The organism is Legionella oakridgensis ATCC 33761 = DSM 21215 (assembly GCF_000512355.1).
Taxonomy (GTDB): Bacteria; Pseudomonadota; Gammaproteobacteria; order Legionellales; family Legionellaceae; genus Legionella_A; species Legionella_A oakridgensis.
Genome location: NZ_CP004006.1, coordinates 1,286,089 through 1,304,527 on the forward strand (window position 1 = coordinate 1,286,089; position 18,439 = coordinate 1,304,527).

Consider the following 18,439-nt stretch of genomic DNA (forward strand, 5'->3'; position numbering starts at 1 on the left):
ACGAGGACAAAGTGTATGTTATATTTTTTAGGGTTTTAATGCATTTTATATCTTGTTTTATCTTGGAGAGCATACATGAGACTCGTTGAAGCCGCCTCGAAGAATGATTGGCCTGCGGTAGATGGTATTTTATCCCTGAGTCAAGTTATACCACAGCGAGAACTTGATGAAGCACTGCAAAAAGCATCCGAAGAAGGGTTCAGTGATATTGTAAAGAGGATGCTTGCAGACAAAAGAGCAAATCCTGCTGCTTGTTCATTCCAAGCAAGAGAATTTGCAATTTCACCAGCAGTAACGGATTCGTATGCCTTACAAATGGCCTGTTATAAGGGGCATGACAAAGTGGTGGCGTTATTGTTAGATGATGGCCGCTCGGATGCGTCTGTGGATAATTTTCGATGCATTCGATTGGCTGCGCAAATGAATCATGCGGCTGTTGTTAGAATACTCGATGCCTATTTATCTGCTCGTCAAATCCCCTATAAGCCAAAGATTGGTACTGCACTAACGGAGAAAATAGAAGGTGTCATTGATCATTCCGTGGAGGTAATGCCTAGATATGAAACTACATTTGCTGTATGTTAAATAAAACTAAAAGGCGAGGCGCTCTGTTCTGCTCAGTTAAAAAACTACGCCTGGCTTGTTTAAAACAAGCCAGAAACGAAGATTGCATGTTTATAGGCGTTATCTTATCAAAAGACTTTCTTCAGAATCGGAAAAACTTTCTCCCTCAGAAAAATCTTCTCCATCATCATCTTCTTTTAATGCGGCCAATGCCACACGAAATGCAGTAGATTGTTGTGTTCTAAGTAAGGCTGCTTCATCAGCCTGCGTAGAAAGTGGTGGGTGCATGACACGCTGTACTTGCTGTTTTGCTTCATCCGCTCGTTGTGAAATAGCTTCTCTTAAACTTAATGCATCACCTTCATGTAACTTTTTAGGGGTTGCTGCTTGCGTCATCATGGAAAGAGCCTCTGAAAAAGCTCGATAAGGTTTCATGGGTTCGTTTTTCCTTGTGGTATCATGAGCGTTAATAGCGCGTTCATTTAAATAATGATGAACACCTGCAGCGGTTTCGGCAATGCTATGATAATCGCCTCGTACAAACGTGGGTATGAATAAAGCACCAGCCAATTGTTTGAAGTTCTCATCATCCATCAACCAGGTATCTGGAGATGTTCCGGTACGACATAAACCATCTATGGCTGCCATGGCTAAAGGACAAGTGCCTGAGGTATGGCCGCGAATTGCAATGCCACTTTCTAATGCAGCACCTACCCAAGAACGCGTTTCTTCATCCACGTTCTTTCTAAAGGTTCTTGAATCAAGGTTTTTCTTTGGGTATTTGTCCTCATTGTCTACTTCGCTTGCTGTTGAAACAGCTTGTTGCTCACCATATACCAGCTGTTCAGGAGAATACAACGTTGGATTTCCTTGAAGCGCTCTTGCAACATCGTCATTTCCACGTTCAGTGTATACCTCTCCTATAGAACGCACTAATCGTCCTTGCATCATTGATTGTATAACATCAGACATTGTTTGTTGTTCAGATGTTTCTGGATAAAATGGCGGTTCAACCCAATCAGCATAGATGGCGCGATATCCCATTGCCGTAGCGATGGTTTCAATGTTCGTTAAGAGTTTTTGTGGGGCAATGGCGTTTGGATCGGCTCTTAAAAAGTCTTTAAATTTTTGCGCAGCGCTTTTCCCTGCTTCGGGTTGGAATCCTCCTCTTGCCATTTCTGATGAGCCACCAAGCAGCCATTCGATGGATGCATCTGGTAAATGCAGAAATTGCTCTTTCATTTTACTGTGGATGATAGCAAGTTGATGGGATACTTCTGGTGCTGGATGTCGGCCAACAGCACGAGCAATTTCTTTAACATTCCTATCAATTTCCTTTTTTAAGGCCAGTATTCCACTGGGTTCTGTGCTGGGGGTTAGGGTTTCCTTAAACCTTTCTCTAACTTCTGTGGATGTTTTTGGTTTTCCGGCGGTAGAAACGATTCTTTGAGCTTCGCTGAACTTTGTCATAATATATTACCATTATGTAAATCTGTAGAATAAGTATCTCACATGCTTAGGGCAAGAGTAAATAATCTGCATGATGCAAGAAAAATAACCAACGGTAATAGAGAGAAAGTAATGTCATGTCGTGTGGTTTACGACCATCCACGTACGGTATGACTTATTGTAAAGATGTTCTGAATATATATTTTTAGGATTGGCAGGTCAGGATTTTTATTGTCCCACCTGCCACATAATAACTTTATTACCTTCTAGGTGAGGTTGGTGTCGATGAGCTAAGCAATTCCTCAAGAGGTTCAGATGGATAGCGCATTTTTAGAGCGCGATGATGCACGTGATGAACTGGGGCACCTTGCTCTGTTTTACTCGTCACACAAGGAATGTCTTCTCGCACTTCATACTCCACGAGCCTTCCCAAGTACCTCTTTTTCATTTCCAAAAGAGCTTCCTTTTCCTGTTCACTTAATTTAGCCAATGAGCTACGCTCGTATAAAGGGACACTGTCTAAAAGATCAGGCTCGTGGACTTGCACGTTAGGTCCAACAAAACGTGCACCCTTAGGCAAGTGATTCACTTCAACAGGCTTGGCTCTGCGAGCAAATGCTTCTTGTTGCGCTCGAAGATAATCTGTACTATGTGCTGCCGCTGAGAAAAAGCGTTGGGCTGCTCTTTGGACTACTGGAGTGGCGTTTTTCAATACGGGAATAGATTCTTTTACCGCGCTTGCTGCAAAAAAAGAGACTCGAGGTATCATAAATTATCCATAAAAGAAGACGTGCTTACCATGCTAATAATTGGAGTAAAAATAGTCAAGTTATTTTAGCCTGATGTTTAAAACATAAACAGATCTGTGTTTTTTGGATGGGGAAAAGCATGATTTACCCATGCGTTAATCATGAAGCGTATTGTTATAATAGATAGGAATGTCAAAAAGTTAGTATTTGTGGATAGACTTCGAAATCAAACCATTCTGTCAATAAAGTGAAAGAGCGTTCTTGAGGCCATAATGATTTATCCTGAATGAATTGCTCCAACTCAAATTCCAGTATGGCAATCGCTTCTTTTTGTATAAATAAAGTGCATTCATTCATCGAGTTAACCGATGAAGGCAATAAATAAACGGTCGAATCTCTTTCAAAAAGAGAAAAATCAATATGCTCAATTTTACCCGGCAATTCATTTTTTAATATAAATACCTTTTTAACCACTCTTTTACGGGTGATTTCGGTTTAACAATTAGAACGTATTGTTGTTTAACATCCATGATAAGTATCCACTAAACGTTTAAAATTAATGACAGTCTACAACCGTATTATGTATTTCCAAATCAAAATATTGCGTTAATACATCAAGATCATAACGAGGAGGCCAAAGGGTTTCATCAGTGGTCCAGCGAGAAAATTCTCGTTTTAAAATGGCCTCTAAATGTTCTGCAAACAACATGGAAAGGTCTTCTGAGCTTTTTGCAGGAGCCATAAGAACCGTATGGTTAGTAGCAATATCTTGAATGTTAACGTCGTTTTTTTCTTTAAGATGGGAGAGAACATCCGTTACCCAAGCATAAAAAAGTGCTCTTGGTCTTAAAATAATGACAATTACGTCATCCTTTTTTTTCATTTTCCCGATCCTTTTAAAATAAAAATATGGCTTGCCTTCTACTTGGGCACGCAATAACCACTATTAGATTTATAAATCTTTCTGTGTTCTTTGTCCAATAAGGTTAATTTTGTGTTCAAATAATTATCTTAATAATTAATTAATAATTATAGTGTAATATTTTTATATACAAAGTAAAAAACAGAGAGGTTGCATCATGTTTCGTGCTCCTAGAGTTGTTGAAACCGTGCACAAAGTAAAACAATTTGCCGGTCATAAAATATCGGAAGCCTTGCATCTGGATATTCATCGAGGGTTTGTTACCATGCCTGTTGTCTCTCCAATCGTTCCGAGAGTAGAGATTGCTGTTCCTCCAGTGGCAACATCAAAAGCTGTCCATCGGATTCTTGTCGGCGGCATGTCAGTACAAGCAAGTGTTTTAGCCCAAGCTCAAAAAAAGCCTGAGATTGTGGGTAAAACCACGGTTGTCAGTTCTCTAACCTGGTTACAGAAACTTCATCCTGATTGGTATGAAAAACCATGGGGACAGCCTAAGCGTTATCTTCCTGACGTAAGCCGAGGCATTGCAGATGTTCTCTTTCCTCATTATCCTGATGATAAATTGATGACGTTTGGCATGATGAAAGCCATTGAAGAAGAACAACGAAAACAACTAAAGGGGTTAGGGATTCCTTTAATTGAAGATATCGTTCATCGTATTGTAGGTGGTGTGGATGGCGTTGCAATTCATTGTAGTGATGAGGTCATCAAAATAGCGACTGGTACTGATTATCAAGTCGTACATACCGGCCGCGTTCCTATTGGACCAGAAGGCATTCCGGTTCAGCATTTTGGTGATGCTTACTCAGTTTCTAAAAAAGACTCTCAAATACCGCGAGTGGTCATAGGCAGCGGTTTAAATCTTGATTGGGCTTGTCGCGATATGCATCATCTTTCCCCTATTATCCATCTTATTCCTCCTGGCGATAGAGCTCGTCCTGAACTTGCGGATAAGCTTCATGCAGCTATTCAGCTCGAAGACGCGCAATTAGAGTTTCTTGATGAGGAGGATGTGCGCATTCTTGCCAAGGATGTATTTCGTGGTCGAACAATCGACATGCGGGTCATGACTTCACAACTATTTTCAGCCATGGGCTTTAAGTTGGATCGTACGCTGGTAGTGACTGATGACCCTAGTCGGGTCCAGTATGTAGATACTGCGCCCAGTCCTGATGCCATTAAGGTATTTATTTCAAGTACTGGAGTGGAAACCGTAAAAGCAATGGATTTGCGGGGCACGGTAGTACCAAATGGTAATATGATGCTCAATTTTTTAAAAATTCAACATGAGCTTGGTCATTTTGCACTGGATGAAAAAAATGCCATGCTTTTAACCACTGCTTGGGAAGATGCTATTGCGAAAAAAGCAGCGGCTGCTGGTGTGCAGATTCAACCTGAATTTTTCAGGAATATTGAGGATCGAGTAAAACACAGTTTCGAAAAATTTATTCCTTCTGAAGTTCAGATTTGGCGGGTAATAAGAAATGCCTACGAGAAAGGTGTATCATTTTTTGACGACGACGGTGTTGTCAGAAGCCGGCCGATGGCGGTAGATAGCAAAGGAAAACCAATGGAATGGGAAGACTTTAAAAAGTTAATTACGAGTCCAACCGAAGATGTGATGAGGGCAGCCCACATCATGGAAGATGCGCCCGACGAAAGTGCTAAATTCACTCATTCATGAACGACATTGGAAAGATATATTTAAAAGATTTTAATAACCTAATCACAGACTTACCCACAGAATTTGTGGGTAAGTTTTTACTTCACAGCCAAGCTCCATTAAACGAATTCATAGCGTTATTAGAAGCATCAATATTGTCTCTTTACCGGTTATTGTTTCCCAATAGTTAATAATTGATCTGTATAATATTTTTACAATTAACTATACTTAAACTAAGGGAACAGGAAAGAGAGCATTGTGATGATTTCAATTTTTTTAGCAACAGTCATTGGATGGTATTTGGTGATTACAAGTTTGCTGTTGATTTTCAAGCATGAGCTTGTAAGGCCAGTGATGAGTGAAATTATGACTCATCGTGCTTTATTGTTTATTCTGGCAATTATTACCTTGATATTAGGATTACTTTTAGTAACCAGTCATAATATTTGGGTGATGGGGTGGCCCGTTATTATAACCCTGTTTGCATGGCTTATTTTGCTTAGCGGCATCGTTAGATTATTTTTTCCAGATGTAGCGGCAAAAATGGGGCAGTCTTTTTTGGAGCGTCCTGCCAGAATGATTGTCGCCGGAGTCGTTTTTTTGGTGATAGGAATATTTTTGTTGTTTAAGGTTTATTTTGGATAATTGGTATTCAATACGAAACTTTTAACATAAAAAATTTTTTCAAAAAGGCGTGATTTTAAACGATGAAGTTTCATGACAGGATTTAATAAAATAGTCACTGTTGCAGGTACTGAAAATATCATAAAATAACGTTTTGAACGTTTTATGACGGAAGGATAATGAAACAGGTGTCAAAACCTTATAAAAAACTTTACCGCTCGCGGCGAGAGCGTATGTTGGCTGGCGTATGTGGTGGTCTTGCTCAATATTTTGAGATAGATCCCACCTGGATGCGATTAATTTTCATCCTGTTTTTTTCCTTGGAGGGTCCGCGTTGCTGGCTTATGTTATTTTATGGATTTTGGTGCCCTTGGAACCTGAAACTTGGCATTAATTAAATAAAAATGCTTATCAAAACAATACCTGTTCATTCGTTGTTACACACAACAGTTCTTCCAGGTTGTGGATGATTTTGTCTGCTGCTTGCAGTTCTTCCTGCCTCTCATAGGACGTTAAGAGGGCCATAACGTACATTCCTGCTTTTTTAGCCGCATCAACACCGTGTGGTGAATCTTCAATGACGAGGCATTGATGCGTTGGAACATTTAGACGTTTTGCTGTTAATAAGTAACCTTCGGGAGAGGGTTTTCCATATTGCACATCTTCCGAAGTAACAATAGTGTCAAAGTAAGAATAAAGATGACCATAATTAATTTTTCAAGCACCGGAAATATTTCTCGTTTGGTAGATCCTGTGCAAATGGCTATCTTTTTATTTGCTCGGGCTATGGATCTGATGCATTGATCCACATTTGGGGTAATGGGCAATCTATCACAGTTATTTATAATATGAATGTAATGTTTAATTTTTTGTCTACCAGGGCACTGATTTCATTAGAAGAGTAGAAGAGCTTCTTATTCATCAATATTTGGGGAAACATTTCTTTATCACTTAACCCAAGGTATTCATTAGAATATTCTTGGTATTCCAAATGAATGCCTATTTCTTGTAAGGTCAAACGACTGGCTTCATAATGCATGGGTTCGCTGTCTAAAATCACACCGTCAAAATCAAAAATGACTGCCGCAAACATAAGCTCTCCTCATATTAATAGGGTAAGTGTCTTAATTGCTCATTATTGGAATCTTTAAAATGGCTCCGCTGCATAGTTTCACGTATTTTTTTGCTATATAGGCTCAATTTAACTTGTGGTGATGGACTTACTGGCTCATGGTCGGGGAGAGCATTGGACATTATTTTACCTAGACGTTCAAGACGGCCAATCTCAATGGCGTGCCTATTTAGTAATTGCTTATAACGCCGGTTACTGAGCGCGAGCTCCTTTTTTATCTGAGAGAGCTCACGTTCTGCTTCACAAATTCTGTCTGCAATCTGATGAAAACTGGCGGTACTGTCGGCCAGAAACGCTTCTAGACGATTTAAAAATTCACGGCGTTGAGATTCGTCTTCAATCACTGTGTTTGATAGGGCTTGTACTGTGCCTTGCAGAGTCAGGTTGATTTTTCGAAGTTTTTCAATTTCTAATGAGGAGGCAGTTTGCAATAAAGTTAATTCATTGATTTTTCTTGTAATTCATCGGTAGTGCGTTGATATTCCTCTTGGAGCTTAGATAATTTTTGCTCAGTTGCTTCGAGCGTTTTTTGCGTTCTGGACAGCTGCTGAACTTCTTCGCCAAGATGCGTGACTTCTTTATTCAGACGTTGAATATTTACCGTAAGTTTCTTATTTTCTTCCTTGAAATGAGCAATTTCTTGCATCAATTGAAGACGAATTTTATTTAACGCTGCAATCATGGTATCAAAAAGGTTAGCCAGGGCTAGTATTCCGCTTTTTAAGTTATCTTTTACTCGCGTGTGTTCATTATAATGGTTATCCAATAGTAAACTGGCTCCTAGATAAGTAAGACCACCAATACCGCCGATGACGGCAAGAATCATTAAGTGTACTGATAAGCCAACGCTCATGAGTGTTCCAAATATTACAAGACCTATGACAATTTTTTGCCAGAGTGGTCTTTTCCCCCAGAAATTAGCTGCTTTTGTTATCAGACTTGAATTCTCTTCTAAGGAAGTGAGGAGGGTGCCAAGGGAATTCTTTACGTCTGAAATTTGCTGCTGGGCCGTACGAAGTTGGTTTAGACTTTCTTGACTTGTCTTAGGGGTAATAAAGGTGGTTTTTCTTAAAGAGGGTAATTTTAATGATCTAGATAGAGTGGTTGGTTTTCCATAACTCATTTGACTATTCCTTTAGCAGCGAACTTCACTGGATTTTTTTAGACCAATGAATGATGCGCGCCATTTTATCGTAAACCGTTTAGTTTGGCTATTTTGGTTTTTGTTTGCTGTAAAACATGGACTATGTGTCAAAGAGTATATTGCTCTTTTTACATCAGTTAGAATGAATTATTTAGGATGTTTTAGTTGAAAAGAATCGTTTAAAAATCATTAAAGAGGATGGTATGACCGTTATTAAACCTGGCTATAAGGAACTATTAGCGAAATTTATTGCATTTAATACGGTTTCAAGTCAAAGCAATTTACCCTTTATTGACTGTTTGGCTACTTATTTACAGCAACATCAGTTTGAAACTAATTATTATTACAATGAGGATAAAAGCAAAGCTAATCTGATTGCTGTCATTGGACCAAAAGACGAACGTGGCATTTTGTTATCTGGCCACACGGATGTTGTTCCAGTGGCAGAACAACATTGGTATGCTTCTCCTTTTCAATTGATTGAAAAAGACAACCGTTTGATTGGTCGTGGCACGGCAGATATGAAAGGGTTTCTTGCTGTGGTTTGTGATGTTGTGGGAACCATGGATTTAAATCGTCTAAAGAAACCTTTATATTTGGTATTTACTTACGATGAAGAAATTGGTTGCTTTGGTGCAAAAGCCTTGCAAAAGAAACTGGCAGAGTTGGCAACTTCAATAGAGTTTGCCTTGATTGGTGAACCGACCAATTATACGCTTGTGAATGCCCATAAAAGCTTGCAGGCAACCAGAACAGAATTTGTTGGCCAACCGGCTCATTCAAGCTGCCCTCATTTGGGCCATAGCGCCATTATGGCAGCGGCTGATTTTTTACAAAAATTGCCCTCCGTGATGCCTATGGAGGAAGATAAACGATTTAATCCGTCAAGAACTACTTTTAATGCGGGAAGTATTCATGGTGGCAATGCGCTTAATATTATTGCAGAACACTGCCAAATTGATTGGGAGTGTCGACCTCTTCCTCAGATCAATATCCAACAAATCAATAAGTCGGTGGAGTCCATGAGCCAAATAATTCGTACCTGTTCGCAAGTGGAGATTAAAAATCATGTTATCTCGTTTGTACCGGGCTTGACTGCGTCTGGAAATCAGACTGCCATTCAAATTTTGCAGCAGTTTTTACCAGAAGGCATCAAGGTTACCACCGTACCTTTTGTAACAGAGGCAGGACTTTTTCAGCAGGCTTCCATTCCAACGGTCGTATTTGGTCCGGGGGAGATAGAACAGGCGCATCAACCAAATGAGTCCATTTGCATTGATGCCCTGGAGCGTTATCGCCAGTTTTTAGTTGATTTAATAGCTTATTATTGTCATTAATAACTTATTTAAATGATCGAGAAATCACAGAGGCAGTCATCCTTGAAACGCACGTTTGCTTACCTTCTTCATTGAAAATATCAATATGCCATACTTGGGTTGTGCGCCCTAGATGAATGGGGCGAGTAATGGCCGTAACAATGCCTTCTTTAACTGGTCTGATATGGTTGGCATTAATTTCCAGCCCGACGCAATAACATTTATTTAAGTCAATCACAGCATTTGCTGCGGTACTGGCAACGGTTTCTGCCAAAACAACGTTTGCACCACCATGAATAATACCTATAGGCTGTTTTGTTCGTTCATTGGCTGGCATGGTTGCAGTAAGAGACTCTTCTCCAACTTCTATAAAGCGAATATTAAGAAAATCAGCCAGAGTATGTTCTCCTCGTCGATTAAGATCATCTGGGGTGATTGGTCTGAACCATATTGCCATAACGTTTATCTCCATGGAGTGATGTATGGATTTATTTTAGTCCGCTTCAGGTCGTCTGAACACCGTATTTTGAAGTGAGAAGTGTAATGGGTGGTGTCGATGCATTACTCGACACCATGAATTCTTTTTATGGATGGCTTTTTTGCGCCTAGAAAGTCCGGCAGTTGCAGCTGCTTTAATTTAGCATGTAATTTAGTAAATAGAATAGGGAACACTCCGTTTCCTGTAACATTAGCGGTTGTTCCAAATGGATCGCATATTAAGTATACCGCAGTGATTAATCCTATCATGTCGCTTGAAAAACCAAGATGGGCTTCCAATAATGGTGTGACCACAATAATCACTCCACCAGGCACAGCAGCTACGGCATATTTTGCAAGTGCTGTATATAAAGCAAAAATAAAAAACGTCGATAGAGAAGGAATAGGTAGACCAAAAGTAGAAATAGTAGCCAGGCTTAAAATAGGGACGCCAATAGCACTGCCAATGGTATGGATATTAATAATGGCAGGAACAAGCATTTTAGCTTGTTGTGGGTTATTTAAGTTCTTTTCAGTGGATACCAGTAATACCGGCATTGAGGCTGCGCTTGATATGGTGCTTAGGCCAGTTAAACTCGCAGGCAATACATTTTTGAGATAAAAAAGCATTTGTTTAATGGAAAAATTACTGGCTACAAGATACCAGAAACTTAAGTATAGCCATTGAGTAATGATGACAAGAATGAGGATAGGGCCATATATTTTTAAAGAGGTCTGTAATACTTGTTCATATTCTAATTTGAAGACAAAGCCCAGAATAAATAGAGGTAAGACTGGAATAAATACTTTTCTTAGAAAACCATTCGATAACCTGTTTAAGCGGTCTGCAATCATTTTTGCTTTTTCATTTGGCCAGATAGAAAAGAAAATTCCCGTGATAAAGCCAATTAATAAGGCAATGTCATTGGATATTAGCTTGTTTAAATGAAATTGCCATGCAGGAGCCAGTGGCGATGATATTCCCACGGCGGTTTCTTTAAAGTGAAGCAAATTAAGGCCTAAACAACCGGATGAATAGCCAAGCATGAGTGCTAACAGATTGGAAAAGAAGACGCACGTCACCAATAAAAACACAAAAAAAACTGCTCCTTTCTGTAAATTAGCCAGACAAGAAAAAACAAAGCTGAAAATAATAAAAGGTAATAAAAATTCAAGAATGCTTTTCATGCTCAAACTTAGAGCATAACTAATAGATTTGATTTCAAGGGGAATATATGGACCGAAAAAAGAGGGGCAATGAGGATGGCAAGCAGACAAACTGGAAGTTTTATTTTTTTAAAAATGTATTAGACATCTTAGTAAATCCTTTATCAAGCCAAATAAAAAGTAAATTTTAAAATTAAATAATTACCATTATCCCAGAGACGGGAGCGGCATGTGATACAACTGGTATGTAAAAATTATGAGCAGTAAGGCGATTACACTATCATGAAATTTATCATTCGCCAACTGTTTAGCAGAGATAGCAAGGTAAACGCATCTAATTCTTGAATAGTTTTTGTCTACGCGCTAGGCGCAAAACAGGCATTTGTATTTTAAATAGGTGCGCCGCTTAGATGCATTTTCTTCTGGCAGCAATCAGTATTTTTTTGTAGCTAAATAATCTTTTTTCCATTGAATTTTGGCAGGTTTAGTCGACGGTTAAATGGGGTTGTACTGTACGAAGACAAAAGTTCTTTGCTACAGTAAAACCATTAAGTGCAAGAGAGCAGGAGGCAAAATGATTAATAAAGATTCATATCAAGAAGCAAGAGAGCACTTTGTAAAATGGAATGTCCAACTTAGAGAAAGTATATTATTGAAGCAATCTTGTTTGCTGCATACTTATCGATTGTATTTTCCTGATGATCCAGAGTTTATCCAACAACTCCTTGATTTTTCAGCGGCGGTGGCTAATGAATTAGAGCCAGTTGTCATGGAAAATAACTTAGATGTCAATCTTCCTGGCCTTGAACAATATAATGCAATTGGGGAGCGGCAGGATAAGGTTATACATCATCCTTCCTACGAAAGAGCAGGGGACATCATTTACGGTTCTGGTCTAATGCGCTATCTACTGGCACCTGGTCAGATGCTAAAAACCCTAAGCTTGTTTTTATTGTCTTCCCATGCGGGAGAAGCAGGACATAATTGTCCTATTGCCTGTTCTGCTGGTGTTATTCGTGTATTAAGTCATTATTCTAATCTGAAGGAAACCCACGATTATCTGGATAAATTAACGGAGCCGTCTTTTCGTGATAACTACACAGGCGCACAATTCTTAACTGAAGTGCAAGGCGGTTCTGATGTGGGCGCAAATGCAACACAAGCACATTTAGATGAACAACAGCAATGGCGAATTACTGGCGAAAAATGGTTTTGTTCCAATGCCAATGCCGATTTGATTTTAATGACCGCACGTTTTAATAGAGAGTTACCAGGAACTCAAGGATTAGGATTATTTTTGGTTCCAAGTCGTTTGCCGAAGGGCAGTCAAAATCATTACCGATTAAGACGTTTAAAACAGAAAATTGGCACCAGAACCATGGCAACAGCGGAAATTGACTTTGATGGAGCGTTTGCCTATCCCATGGGGGATGTTACCGAAGGAATTCATTTGGTCATGGAAAATGTATTGCATTTATCAAGAATCTTCAATGCATTTGCAGTGTTAGGAATGGCCAGACGCGCTTATCAAATTGCTTATTATTATGCTTGTAATCGATTGGCTTTTGCTCACCCTATTATTGATTATCCTTTAGTCAAAGAAAAGTTGGCTCATATTAAGGCAGAAAATATCGCCATGCTTGCCAGTATTTTTCAGATGGTGCAGCAGCAGGATAAACTTGATAGTCAACCACGAGAAAAGCAATTGAAAAAGCAATTATGGTTGTTAAGAACATTGGCCAATTTAAATAAATTTTTACAGCCCAACGTTGTGTGGAAAATATTCATCATTGCCTTGATGTATTAGCCGGCAACGGTACCATTGAAAGTTTTTCTTCTCTACCGCGGTTACTAAGAGATTGTATTGTTTGCGAAAATTGGGAGGGCACACATTTTACCTTGTGGATGCAAATTTTAAGAGATATGCATAAATTTAATGTGGATGAATTATTTCTTGCTTATTTATTCGAACAATTAGAACGAGTGGATGATAATAATTCGCATAAACCATTATTTAAAAGCAAGATTGATGACTTAATGGCTGATATAAAAACAATGAAATTGTTAAACTTTGAGGAACAAAGTTTGAACATATGCAACATACTGGAGCATATGGCGGTTATTAACGCAGCAATAGCATTAACGCTTGAAACTCAAGGTGGGACGCCTCCAAAATCCAAAAAGGCGTCGCTGGATTTATTCATTAAGCGATATTTACAGGACACGCAATTGTCCTGCAAAGCCTATGTCTCATTGTTGGATGCTGTTTTAGCTATCGAGTAAACTCCTATGCCATAGAAAACAGATAGGAGTTGATATAAGGAAAAGATATAAAGGGTAATTTTGCATTGACTTTCCAGGTATTGACAAGCGATTTTCATTTTGTGGGCCAATTTTCAACCGTTGTTCAGTTTTGCTTGGCATGTGCTTTTTCAATGTCGATTTTATCGTTTGAGATTTTCCTGCTCTGCCATGAGGTGTAACAGTTCATGTAATTTATTTAATTTGTGCTGATTATTTAGAAACGTTGATACATTATCTTGGTTCCCAATACATCAATCCTATCTTTCTGATGAAGATTATTTTTTCATTAAATACGTATTGTAACTCCCCACGTCATCCCGAGTGCAGCGAGGGATCTCCAGCAACTGGCAGGTATTAAATTAATGTAAAAAACACTTGAAAAATTATGCGGTTATGATCAAATAGCTGCATGAATAGCAGAGCTGGAAAAACGACTGAACAAGAATAGCAGCAACAGCTCAAAGCCCCCCTCAAGTGACGGGTTAGGCAAACTACCCCATACTACATCACTACGTGAAAATGGGAAACGCAACAGTGGTGGCCAAAAGGCCACAAGGGCGAAACGTTAAAACAGATTAAATCACCAGATATTGTCAAAAACCATGTATTGCTAACATGCCCGGATTGTTATGGTTCATTAGTTTCAACGCCGGTGATTGGAATTGTGAAGCGCCAGGTTTTTGATATTTCACCACCCAAAATTGAAGTCACGGAACATCAGGCTGAAGTAAAATATTGCGAGTGCTGTAATAGATAACAGCAGCATTTCCTGCAGGTGTTCTTGCCCCTGTCCAATACGGTGAAGTTATTCGTAGTTGGAGCGTGTATTATCAATATCAGCATTTTATTCCAGAAGACAGGCTGCAACAGTTGTTTTATGACCTGTACGGAATTCAACTGGCTACTGCAACACGGACTGGATATAACCGGATTGCCTTTGATACATTGGCATCATTTGAAGAATCGGTATTGTCTGCAGTCAAAACTGCTGCCGTAAAAAACCTGGATGAAACAGGGTTTCGTGTGGCCGGAAAAACACAATGGTTGCATGTGGCATCGACTAAAACGGCAACTTATTATCACATATCTCCAAAACGAAAATCATTACTGGATGGCCTTTCAGGTACCGTCATTCATGATCACTGGAAAAGTTATTACAATTTGGGAGGTGTGGAGCATGCCCTATGCAACCAGCATCACTTGCGTGAATTAAAAGCAATAACCGAGCATGACAAAGAACCATGGGCACAGGCTATGACCCGACTATTACGTGTTGCTCTTCGCTGTCGTCATTTTAATGCACATCATGCAATACCTGTTGCTCGCATCAAGCGGTTGACCAACATCTACAAGAAGATTATTCGAGATGGGCTGGCGTATCATGAAACGCTGCCGCCATTGCCATGCAAAGGCAAACAGGGTCGACAAACCTCGACGGACAGGTCAAAACCTCTTGTGGCGTTTATTTCATTACAAACAAGACGTTTTACGGTTTCTTCATGATCTGGCAGTTCCATTTACCAATAATGATGCTGAGCGTGATTTACGAATGATGAAATGCAAACAAAAAATATCCGGTGGTTTTCGGACCGCTCAAGGCGCTGAACAATTTGCTCGTATCCGAGGATTTATCAGTACGATCCGTAAACAAGGATTAAGCATTATCAGTTCTATCCAATCTATATTTTCTGGTACTATCCCTGTGTTATCAGGAATCTGAGATAACAATACAGTCCAACAGAGCAAGGAAGTATATGCGTACGGAATCTTGCGTTTACCTTCTGACCAATAAACACAATAATGTTTTGTATACCGGTGTTACCCATGATTTGATACGCCGTGTTTATGAACACAAAAATAAACTGGTGGCTGGATTTACCCAAAAATACAATGTGGATCGACTGGTTTATTTTGAAGTTTGTTCAGGCATCGTCATGGCTATTGAGCGAGAAAAACAAATCAAAGGGTGGTCTCGAAAAAAGAAGCATGATTTGATTAATGCATTGAATCCTGAATGGAACGATTTGTATCCATCGCTACTTTAAAAATTGTGCCACTGCAGGCAGATCCCTCGCTGCACTCGGGATGACGTGGGGAGTTACTACGTATTAGCTCTATATCTGTTACATTTAAATTTTTTCTGGGCGGTGGATGATTTGTCATCCTATTGCTCCCCTTTAAGCGTACCATAGTGCATGTTGATTTAAATATATACAATTGGTATAATATTTTCCAATCGATTTGTTTTTATCAAACAAAAGGGCTATTCAATATGTTGCTAAACATTCAATACATCAAAAGTCCAATTTTATCAGCCTTCTATACTATTTATCACGTGCCTAACAAAAATATAGGTCATGGCGATATTGTGTGGGCTAGAAAACAAATAGGATTTTTTAATAAAGATTATTCCAATCTGGCTCATAGGGTAATGAATACCAAGATGACTCGGACGGGGCAGTGTGGAGAATTTGCTGATTTGATAGCATATAATTTAAAACATATAGCGGGTCTACCTCAGGGTACTGTGATTAGTAAATGTTTTGTAGATTTTATGAATGGTTCAAATCATGCTTTTGTTAAAATAGAGTTGCCTATCAATTACTTATGGGAACATATTAATTCAAGAGTCTTATTTGTTGATGGCTGGATATCAAAAATTGATAATGATATATATCCAATGGATGAGCTGAATTTCATTGACTTTGAGAATGATATCGTTAGTTCGTCTATTTATGAGGAAGAAAGTATGATGCTTTTCTTAGCGAGCTTAAATGGCGGAAACCCACCTGTATTACAATATGAGTTTACTGAAGAAGTATATAATGATGGTGACGAACTATGTCAGGCAATGGAACAATTTTCAATGAATGGTTTTAATCCCGCTTAAAAAATGTTGTCCACAGCACAAGGCATAATAAGAACAGCAGCTAAAAGTGAGGGTCAGTATTTTAGTAAATGATGCGCATATTATAACCAATGCGTCTTATTATCGAGCCAAATTTGTAAGACTCTTATCTTGATTACTATCAAACCCCCTAACAAATGCTTTCATGCTGCCAGCCAAGGAAGCGAGCGACACGCTTGCTATTTCATGACTAATAAGAGACTTCTTCGTTTATTCAGGGCAAAATCATGATTTGCTTATAATATAAACAAAATGGTGTAATCTAACCTCTGCGCTTATTAATAAAATTTGACGAAATATTTGAATCAGTTTAAGTTTAAATGGTGCTATCTGTTTAATTGTTTTAAAGGAATGTTAACAATCACGGAGGGCAACACGATGCTGACAAAAGAGGATATACAAAGAATCATAACGGAGTGTCGTATCGCAGGAAGGCATGGTCTTGAAAATGGAATTCAGGCGACTATTGATGATCTTATAATTGACTTTTTAACGCCTCCTAATAATTTTCTTGGAGTTGGTAGCAATCCAGCTATTTTTGTTAACGAAAATACATATAAATTATTAGGGCGATATCATAGAACCTGGGAAAAAATAAAACCATTGCTGTTCAAGAAAATCTGTTAGAAAAGTCTTCGATGCAGATTATTGGCATCCTGACTCATGAAGTTGGCCATGCTTTTAATGTGGCTGCAAAAATAAGTAATTCAGAAGAAAATGCGTGTATTTTTGAAATCGAAATTCTTTCTTTATGGTATAGAACAAGGAATCCAGCGCTTTTTGATTGCTCCAAAGAGGATTTGTTATCTTATTTTAAAGAAAGGCTTCCGAATTATCAAAGTACAACACATGAAGATGGATATCTTGCAAGGTTGATTAAAAATATTCAGGATAATACGATTTTAGAGGAGCCTGAATGTAGGCCAAGGCCAACAAAAATTCGCAAAAGGCAGTGGGCTTCCCCATGTGAATTGTCATTGCCAAGCTATGTAGAAATGGATGCTTTTATTTTATTTAAAAGAAAATGCACGGCCACGCTCTTACTGCATTGCATCACGGAAGGTGAATCTGGGAAAATAGGAAGTAAATGTGTTGTGTTATGAGAGCACGGTCAGCATTTTCGAGATTAGCGGGTTATTGCAGAAGATTTCAAATAAGGGAATTCTTCTTGCAATAACTGCAAAACCGGTTCCAGCTGCGCCTTACTTTCAATAATTAGAAGTACCGTGTCATCGCCTGCAATGGTGCCAAGAATTCCTGTTTTTTTAGAAGATTGTGAATGCAGCGCTACGTATTTTTGATCAATAAAATAACCTAGGCTGTTAGCATTACCTGGGTGCGTGTGTAACACAATCAAGCCAAATTCAGAGACTTGAATGTTTAAAACAATCGGTAAATTGGGAAGATTAAAATCAACAATTTTATAAACGTTGGCAACTTTGGCAATTTTTAGTTTTTTCAACCGGCGTGAGAGGGTGGCTTGAGGGATGTCATAACCTCGTTCTTTCAATTTATCCTGTAATTCACTTTGTTCATGAATTTCCTGGTTTTGCACAATCGCTAATATGTGCCCATCCAAAATCCTGTCGTGTGTCATCTATATCCTTAAAATGGATTCAAAAATTTTTATTGAAATTATATCTAGGTGCGATTGACATCACAAGCAAATGATAATATATTCAAAAAAATGCTTATTAATGGATTTATATTCAAAATGAGTGAGTTTTTAATCAGCATTCTAATCATAATTACATTAATCATTGTAGGATATAAAGATGATATTCAACGAAATCCTTATTATCTTCATTCTGTGGGCCGGTATCCTGATTTTGAAATAAAAGTGAATACTGATGGGCCAGATTAGATCGGATGTACAGGTTGTTGTGATGCGTGTTTTTGCCTAGATACTTAGCCTGTTGGGAGCACTTTCTTTGAAGAAAGCAGGCGCGATGCTCCTATTTGAAGTAGTGTGGCGCCTGATCCTATTCCATCTAATGATGACTTAATCAGCACAGTAATG

General features: G+C 38.8%; 25 protein-coding genes and 1 pseudogene. 15 read left to right on the forward strand and 11 right to left on the reverse strand.

Annotated elements, in window-relative coordinates:
* The first annotated feature begins 75 nt into the window (after window positions 1-75).
* Entirely contained in the window at window positions 76-585 is a 510-nt protein-coding gene (locus LOA_RS06220) for an ankyrin repeat domain-containing protein (RefSeq protein ID WP_025385594.1), read from the forward strand.
* 99 nt (window positions 586-684) lie between these two features.
* On the opposite strand, the gene LOA_RS06225 is transcribed toward LOA_RS06220, so the two are convergent.
* From LOA_RS06225 to LOA_RS06240, 4 genes are all read right to left on the reverse strand, one after another.
* Window positions 685-2,034, reverse strand: coding sequence for a hypothetical protein (locus LOA_RS06225; RefSeq protein WP_025385595.1), 1,350 nt, complete (start codon window positions 2,032-2,034; stop codon window positions 685-687).
* A 238-nt stretch (window positions 2,035-2,272) separates the two neighbouring features.
* The gene (locus LOA_RS06230) at window positions 2,273-2,782 is read right to left on the reverse strand and encodes a hypothetical protein (RefSeq protein ID WP_025385596.1); all 510 of its coding nucleotides are present in this window, start codon (window positions 2,780-2,782) and stop codon (window positions 2,273-2,275) included.
* Between the two features lie 172 nt (window positions 2,783-2,954).
* Complete coding sequence (locus LOA_RS06235; protein WP_025385597.1) at window positions 2,955-3,236, reverse strand: hypothetical protein; 282 nt, start codon at window positions 3,234-3,236, stop codon at window positions 2,955-2,957.
* 82 nt (window positions 3,237-3,318) lie between these two features.
* Window positions 3,319-3,645: a hypothetical protein gene (locus LOA_RS06240; protein WP_025385598.1), complete on the reverse strand. Its 327-nt coding sequence runs from the start codon at window positions 3,643-3,645 to the stop codon at window positions 3,319-3,321.
* Between the two features lie 196 nt (window positions 3,646-3,841).
* Here LOA_RS06240 and LOA_RS06245 point away from each other — a divergent pair, with 196 nt between their 5' ends.
* The 3 genes from LOA_RS06245 to LOA_RS06255 all read left to right on the forward strand — a co-directional run bounded on the left by LOA_RS06245 (window position 3,842) and on the right by LOA_RS06255 (window position 6,369).
* Entirely contained in the window at window positions 3,842-5,368 is a 1,527-nt protein-coding gene (locus LOA_RS06245; RefSeq protein WP_025385599.1) for a hypothetical protein, read from the forward strand.
* A gap of 240 nt (window positions 5,369-5,608) precedes the next feature.
* Window positions 5,609-5,992: a hypothetical protein gene (locus LOA_RS06250; protein WP_025385600.1), complete on the forward strand. Its 384-nt coding sequence runs from the start codon at window positions 5,609-5,611 to the stop codon at window positions 5,990-5,992.
* 158 nt (window positions 5,993-6,150) lie between these two features.
* On the forward strand, window positions 6,151-6,369 hold the full coding sequence (locus LOA_RS06255) for a PspC domain-containing protein (RefSeq protein ID WP_238551352.1): 219 nt from the start codon (window positions 6,151-6,153) through the stop codon (window positions 6,367-6,369).
* 13 nt (window positions 6,370-6,382) lie between these two features.
* Here LOA_RS06255 and LOA_RS16005 read toward each other — a convergent pair whose 3' ends face one another.
* From LOA_RS16005 to LOA_RS06275, 4 genes are all read right to left on the reverse strand, one after another.
* Window positions 6,383-6,631 carry an HAD family hydrolase gene (locus tag LOA_RS16005; protein ID WP_338010473.1) on the reverse strand — a complete coding sequence of 83 codons (249 nt, stop codon included), beginning with the start codon at window positions 6,629-6,631 and terminating at the stop codon, window positions 6,383-6,385.
* Window positions 6,632-6,812: 181 nt separating this feature from the next.
* Window positions 6,813-7,064: an HAD hydrolase-like protein gene (locus LOA_RS16010; RefSeq protein WP_042238776.1), complete on the reverse strand. Its 252-nt coding sequence runs from the start codon at window positions 7,062-7,064 to the stop codon at window positions 6,813-6,815.
* Between the two features lie 14 nt (window positions 7,065-7,078).
* Window positions 7,079-7,534 carry an intermediate filament family protein gene (locus tag LOA_RS06270; protein WP_025385601.1) on the reverse strand — a complete coding sequence of 152 codons (456 nt, stop codon included), beginning with the start codon at window positions 7,532-7,534 and terminating at the stop codon, window positions 7,079-7,081.
* Between the two features lie 5 nt (window positions 7,535-7,539).
* Window positions 7,540-8,226 (reverse strand): hypothetical protein, encoded by a 687-nt coding sequence (locus LOA_RS06275; protein ID WP_025385602.1) that lies wholly within the window; start codon window positions 8,224-8,226, stop codon window positions 7,540-7,542.
* A 224-nt stretch (window positions 8,227-8,450) separates the two neighbouring features.
* Here LOA_RS06275 and argE point away from each other — a divergent pair, with 224 nt between their 5' ends.
* On the forward strand, window positions 8,451-9,584 hold the full coding sequence (gene argE / locus LOA_RS06280) for an acetylornithine deacetylase (protein WP_025385603.1): 1,134 nt from the start codon (window positions 8,451-8,453) through the stop codon (window positions 9,582-9,584).
* Window positions 9,585-9,588: 4 nt separating this feature from the next.
* Here the strand turns inward: argE and LOA_RS06285 are convergent, their stop codons facing one another.
* Together LOA_RS06285 and LOA_RS06290 are read right to left on the reverse strand one after the other, a co-directional pair.
* Window positions 9,589-10,020 (reverse strand): hotdog fold thioesterase, encoded by a 432-nt coding sequence (locus LOA_RS06285; protein WP_025385604.1) that lies wholly within the window; start codon window positions 10,018-10,020, stop codon window positions 9,589-9,591.
* A gap of 104 nt (window positions 10,021-10,124) precedes the next feature.
* Entirely contained in the window at window positions 10,125-11,318 is a 1,194-nt protein-coding gene (locus LOA_RS06290; protein WP_081726634.1) for a cation:dicarboxylate symporter family transporter, read from the reverse strand.
* A gap of 463 nt (window positions 11,319-11,781) precedes the next feature.
* On the opposite strand from LOA_RS06290, the gene LOA_RS06295 reads away from it, so the two are divergent.
* The 10 genes and pseudogenes from LOA_RS06295 to LOA_RS13745 all read left to right on the forward strand — a co-directional run bounded on the left by LOA_RS06295 (window position 11,782) and on the right by LOA_RS13745 (window position 17,522).
* Window positions 11,782-13,014 (forward strand): acyl-CoA dehydrogenase family protein, encoded by a 1,233-nt coding sequence (locus tag LOA_RS06295; RefSeq protein WP_238551353.1) that lies wholly within the window; start codon window positions 11,782-11,784, stop codon window positions 13,012-13,014.
* A 116-nt stretch (window positions 13,015-13,130) separates the two neighbouring features.
* Window positions 13,131-13,490: a hypothetical protein gene (locus LOA_RS15260; RefSeq protein WP_238551354.1), complete on the forward strand. Its 360-nt coding sequence runs from the start codon at window positions 13,131-13,133 to the stop codon at window positions 13,488-13,490.
* Window positions 13,491-13,933: 443 nt separating this feature from the next.
* Window positions 13,934-14,080: a DUF6444 domain-containing protein gene (locus LOA_RS15265; RefSeq protein WP_420324037.1), complete on the forward strand. Its 147-nt coding sequence runs from the start codon at window positions 13,934-13,936 to the stop codon at window positions 14,078-14,080.
* A gap of 38 nt (window positions 14,081-14,118) precedes the next feature.
* Complete coding sequence (locus tag LOA_RS14675; protein ID WP_274544665.1) at window positions 14,119-14,268, forward strand: IS66 family transposase zinc-finger binding domain-containing protein; 150 nt, start codon at window positions 14,119-14,121, stop codon at window positions 14,266-14,268.
* A pseudogene (locus tag LOA_RS15790) lies at window positions 14,265-14,780 on the forward strand (IS66 family transposase); the annotation flags it as partial. The gene LOA_RS14675 and the pseudogene LOA_RS15790, both read left to right, overlap by 4 nt.
* 112 nt (window positions 14,781-14,892) lie before the next feature.
* Window positions 14,893-15,231 carry an IS66 family transposase gene (locus LOA_RS15795; protein WP_274544667.1) on the forward strand — a complete coding sequence of 113 codons (339 nt, stop codon included), beginning with the start codon at window positions 14,893-14,895 and terminating at the stop codon, window positions 15,229-15,231.
* Between the two features lie 34 nt (window positions 15,232-15,265).
* Window positions 15,266-15,556: a GIY-YIG nuclease family protein gene (locus LOA_RS06305; protein WP_025385066.1), complete on the forward strand. Its 291-nt coding sequence runs from the start codon at window positions 15,266-15,268 to the stop codon at window positions 15,554-15,556.
* 146 nt (window positions 15,557-15,702) lie between these two features.
* Window positions 15,703-16,401 carry a hypothetical protein gene (locus tag LOA_RS06310; RefSeq protein WP_025385606.1) on the forward strand — a complete coding sequence of 233 codons (699 nt, stop codon included), beginning with the start codon at window positions 15,703-15,705 and terminating at the stop codon, window positions 16,399-16,401.
* A 396-nt stretch (window positions 16,402-16,797) separates the two neighbouring features.
* Window positions 16,798-17,046: a hypothetical protein gene (locus LOA_RS13740; RefSeq protein WP_052335908.1), complete on the forward strand. Its 249-nt coding sequence runs from the start codon at window positions 16,798-16,800 to the stop codon at window positions 17,044-17,046.
* An 11-nt stretch (window positions 17,047-17,057) separates the two neighbouring features.
* The gene (locus LOA_RS13745; protein WP_052335909.1) at window positions 17,058-17,522 is read left to right on the forward strand and encodes a hypothetical protein; all 465 of its coding nucleotides are present in this window, start codon (window positions 17,058-17,060) and stop codon (window positions 17,520-17,522) included.
* Between the two features lie 23 nt (window positions 17,523-17,545).
* Here the strand turns inward: LOA_RS13745 and LOA_RS06320 are convergent, their stop codons facing one another.
* Window positions 17,546-18,016: an arginine repressor gene (locus LOA_RS06320; RefSeq protein ID WP_025385607.1), complete on the reverse strand. Its 471-nt coding sequence runs from the start codon at window positions 18,014-18,016 to the stop codon at window positions 17,546-17,548.
* Window positions 18,017-18,439 lie beyond the last annotated feature (423 nt).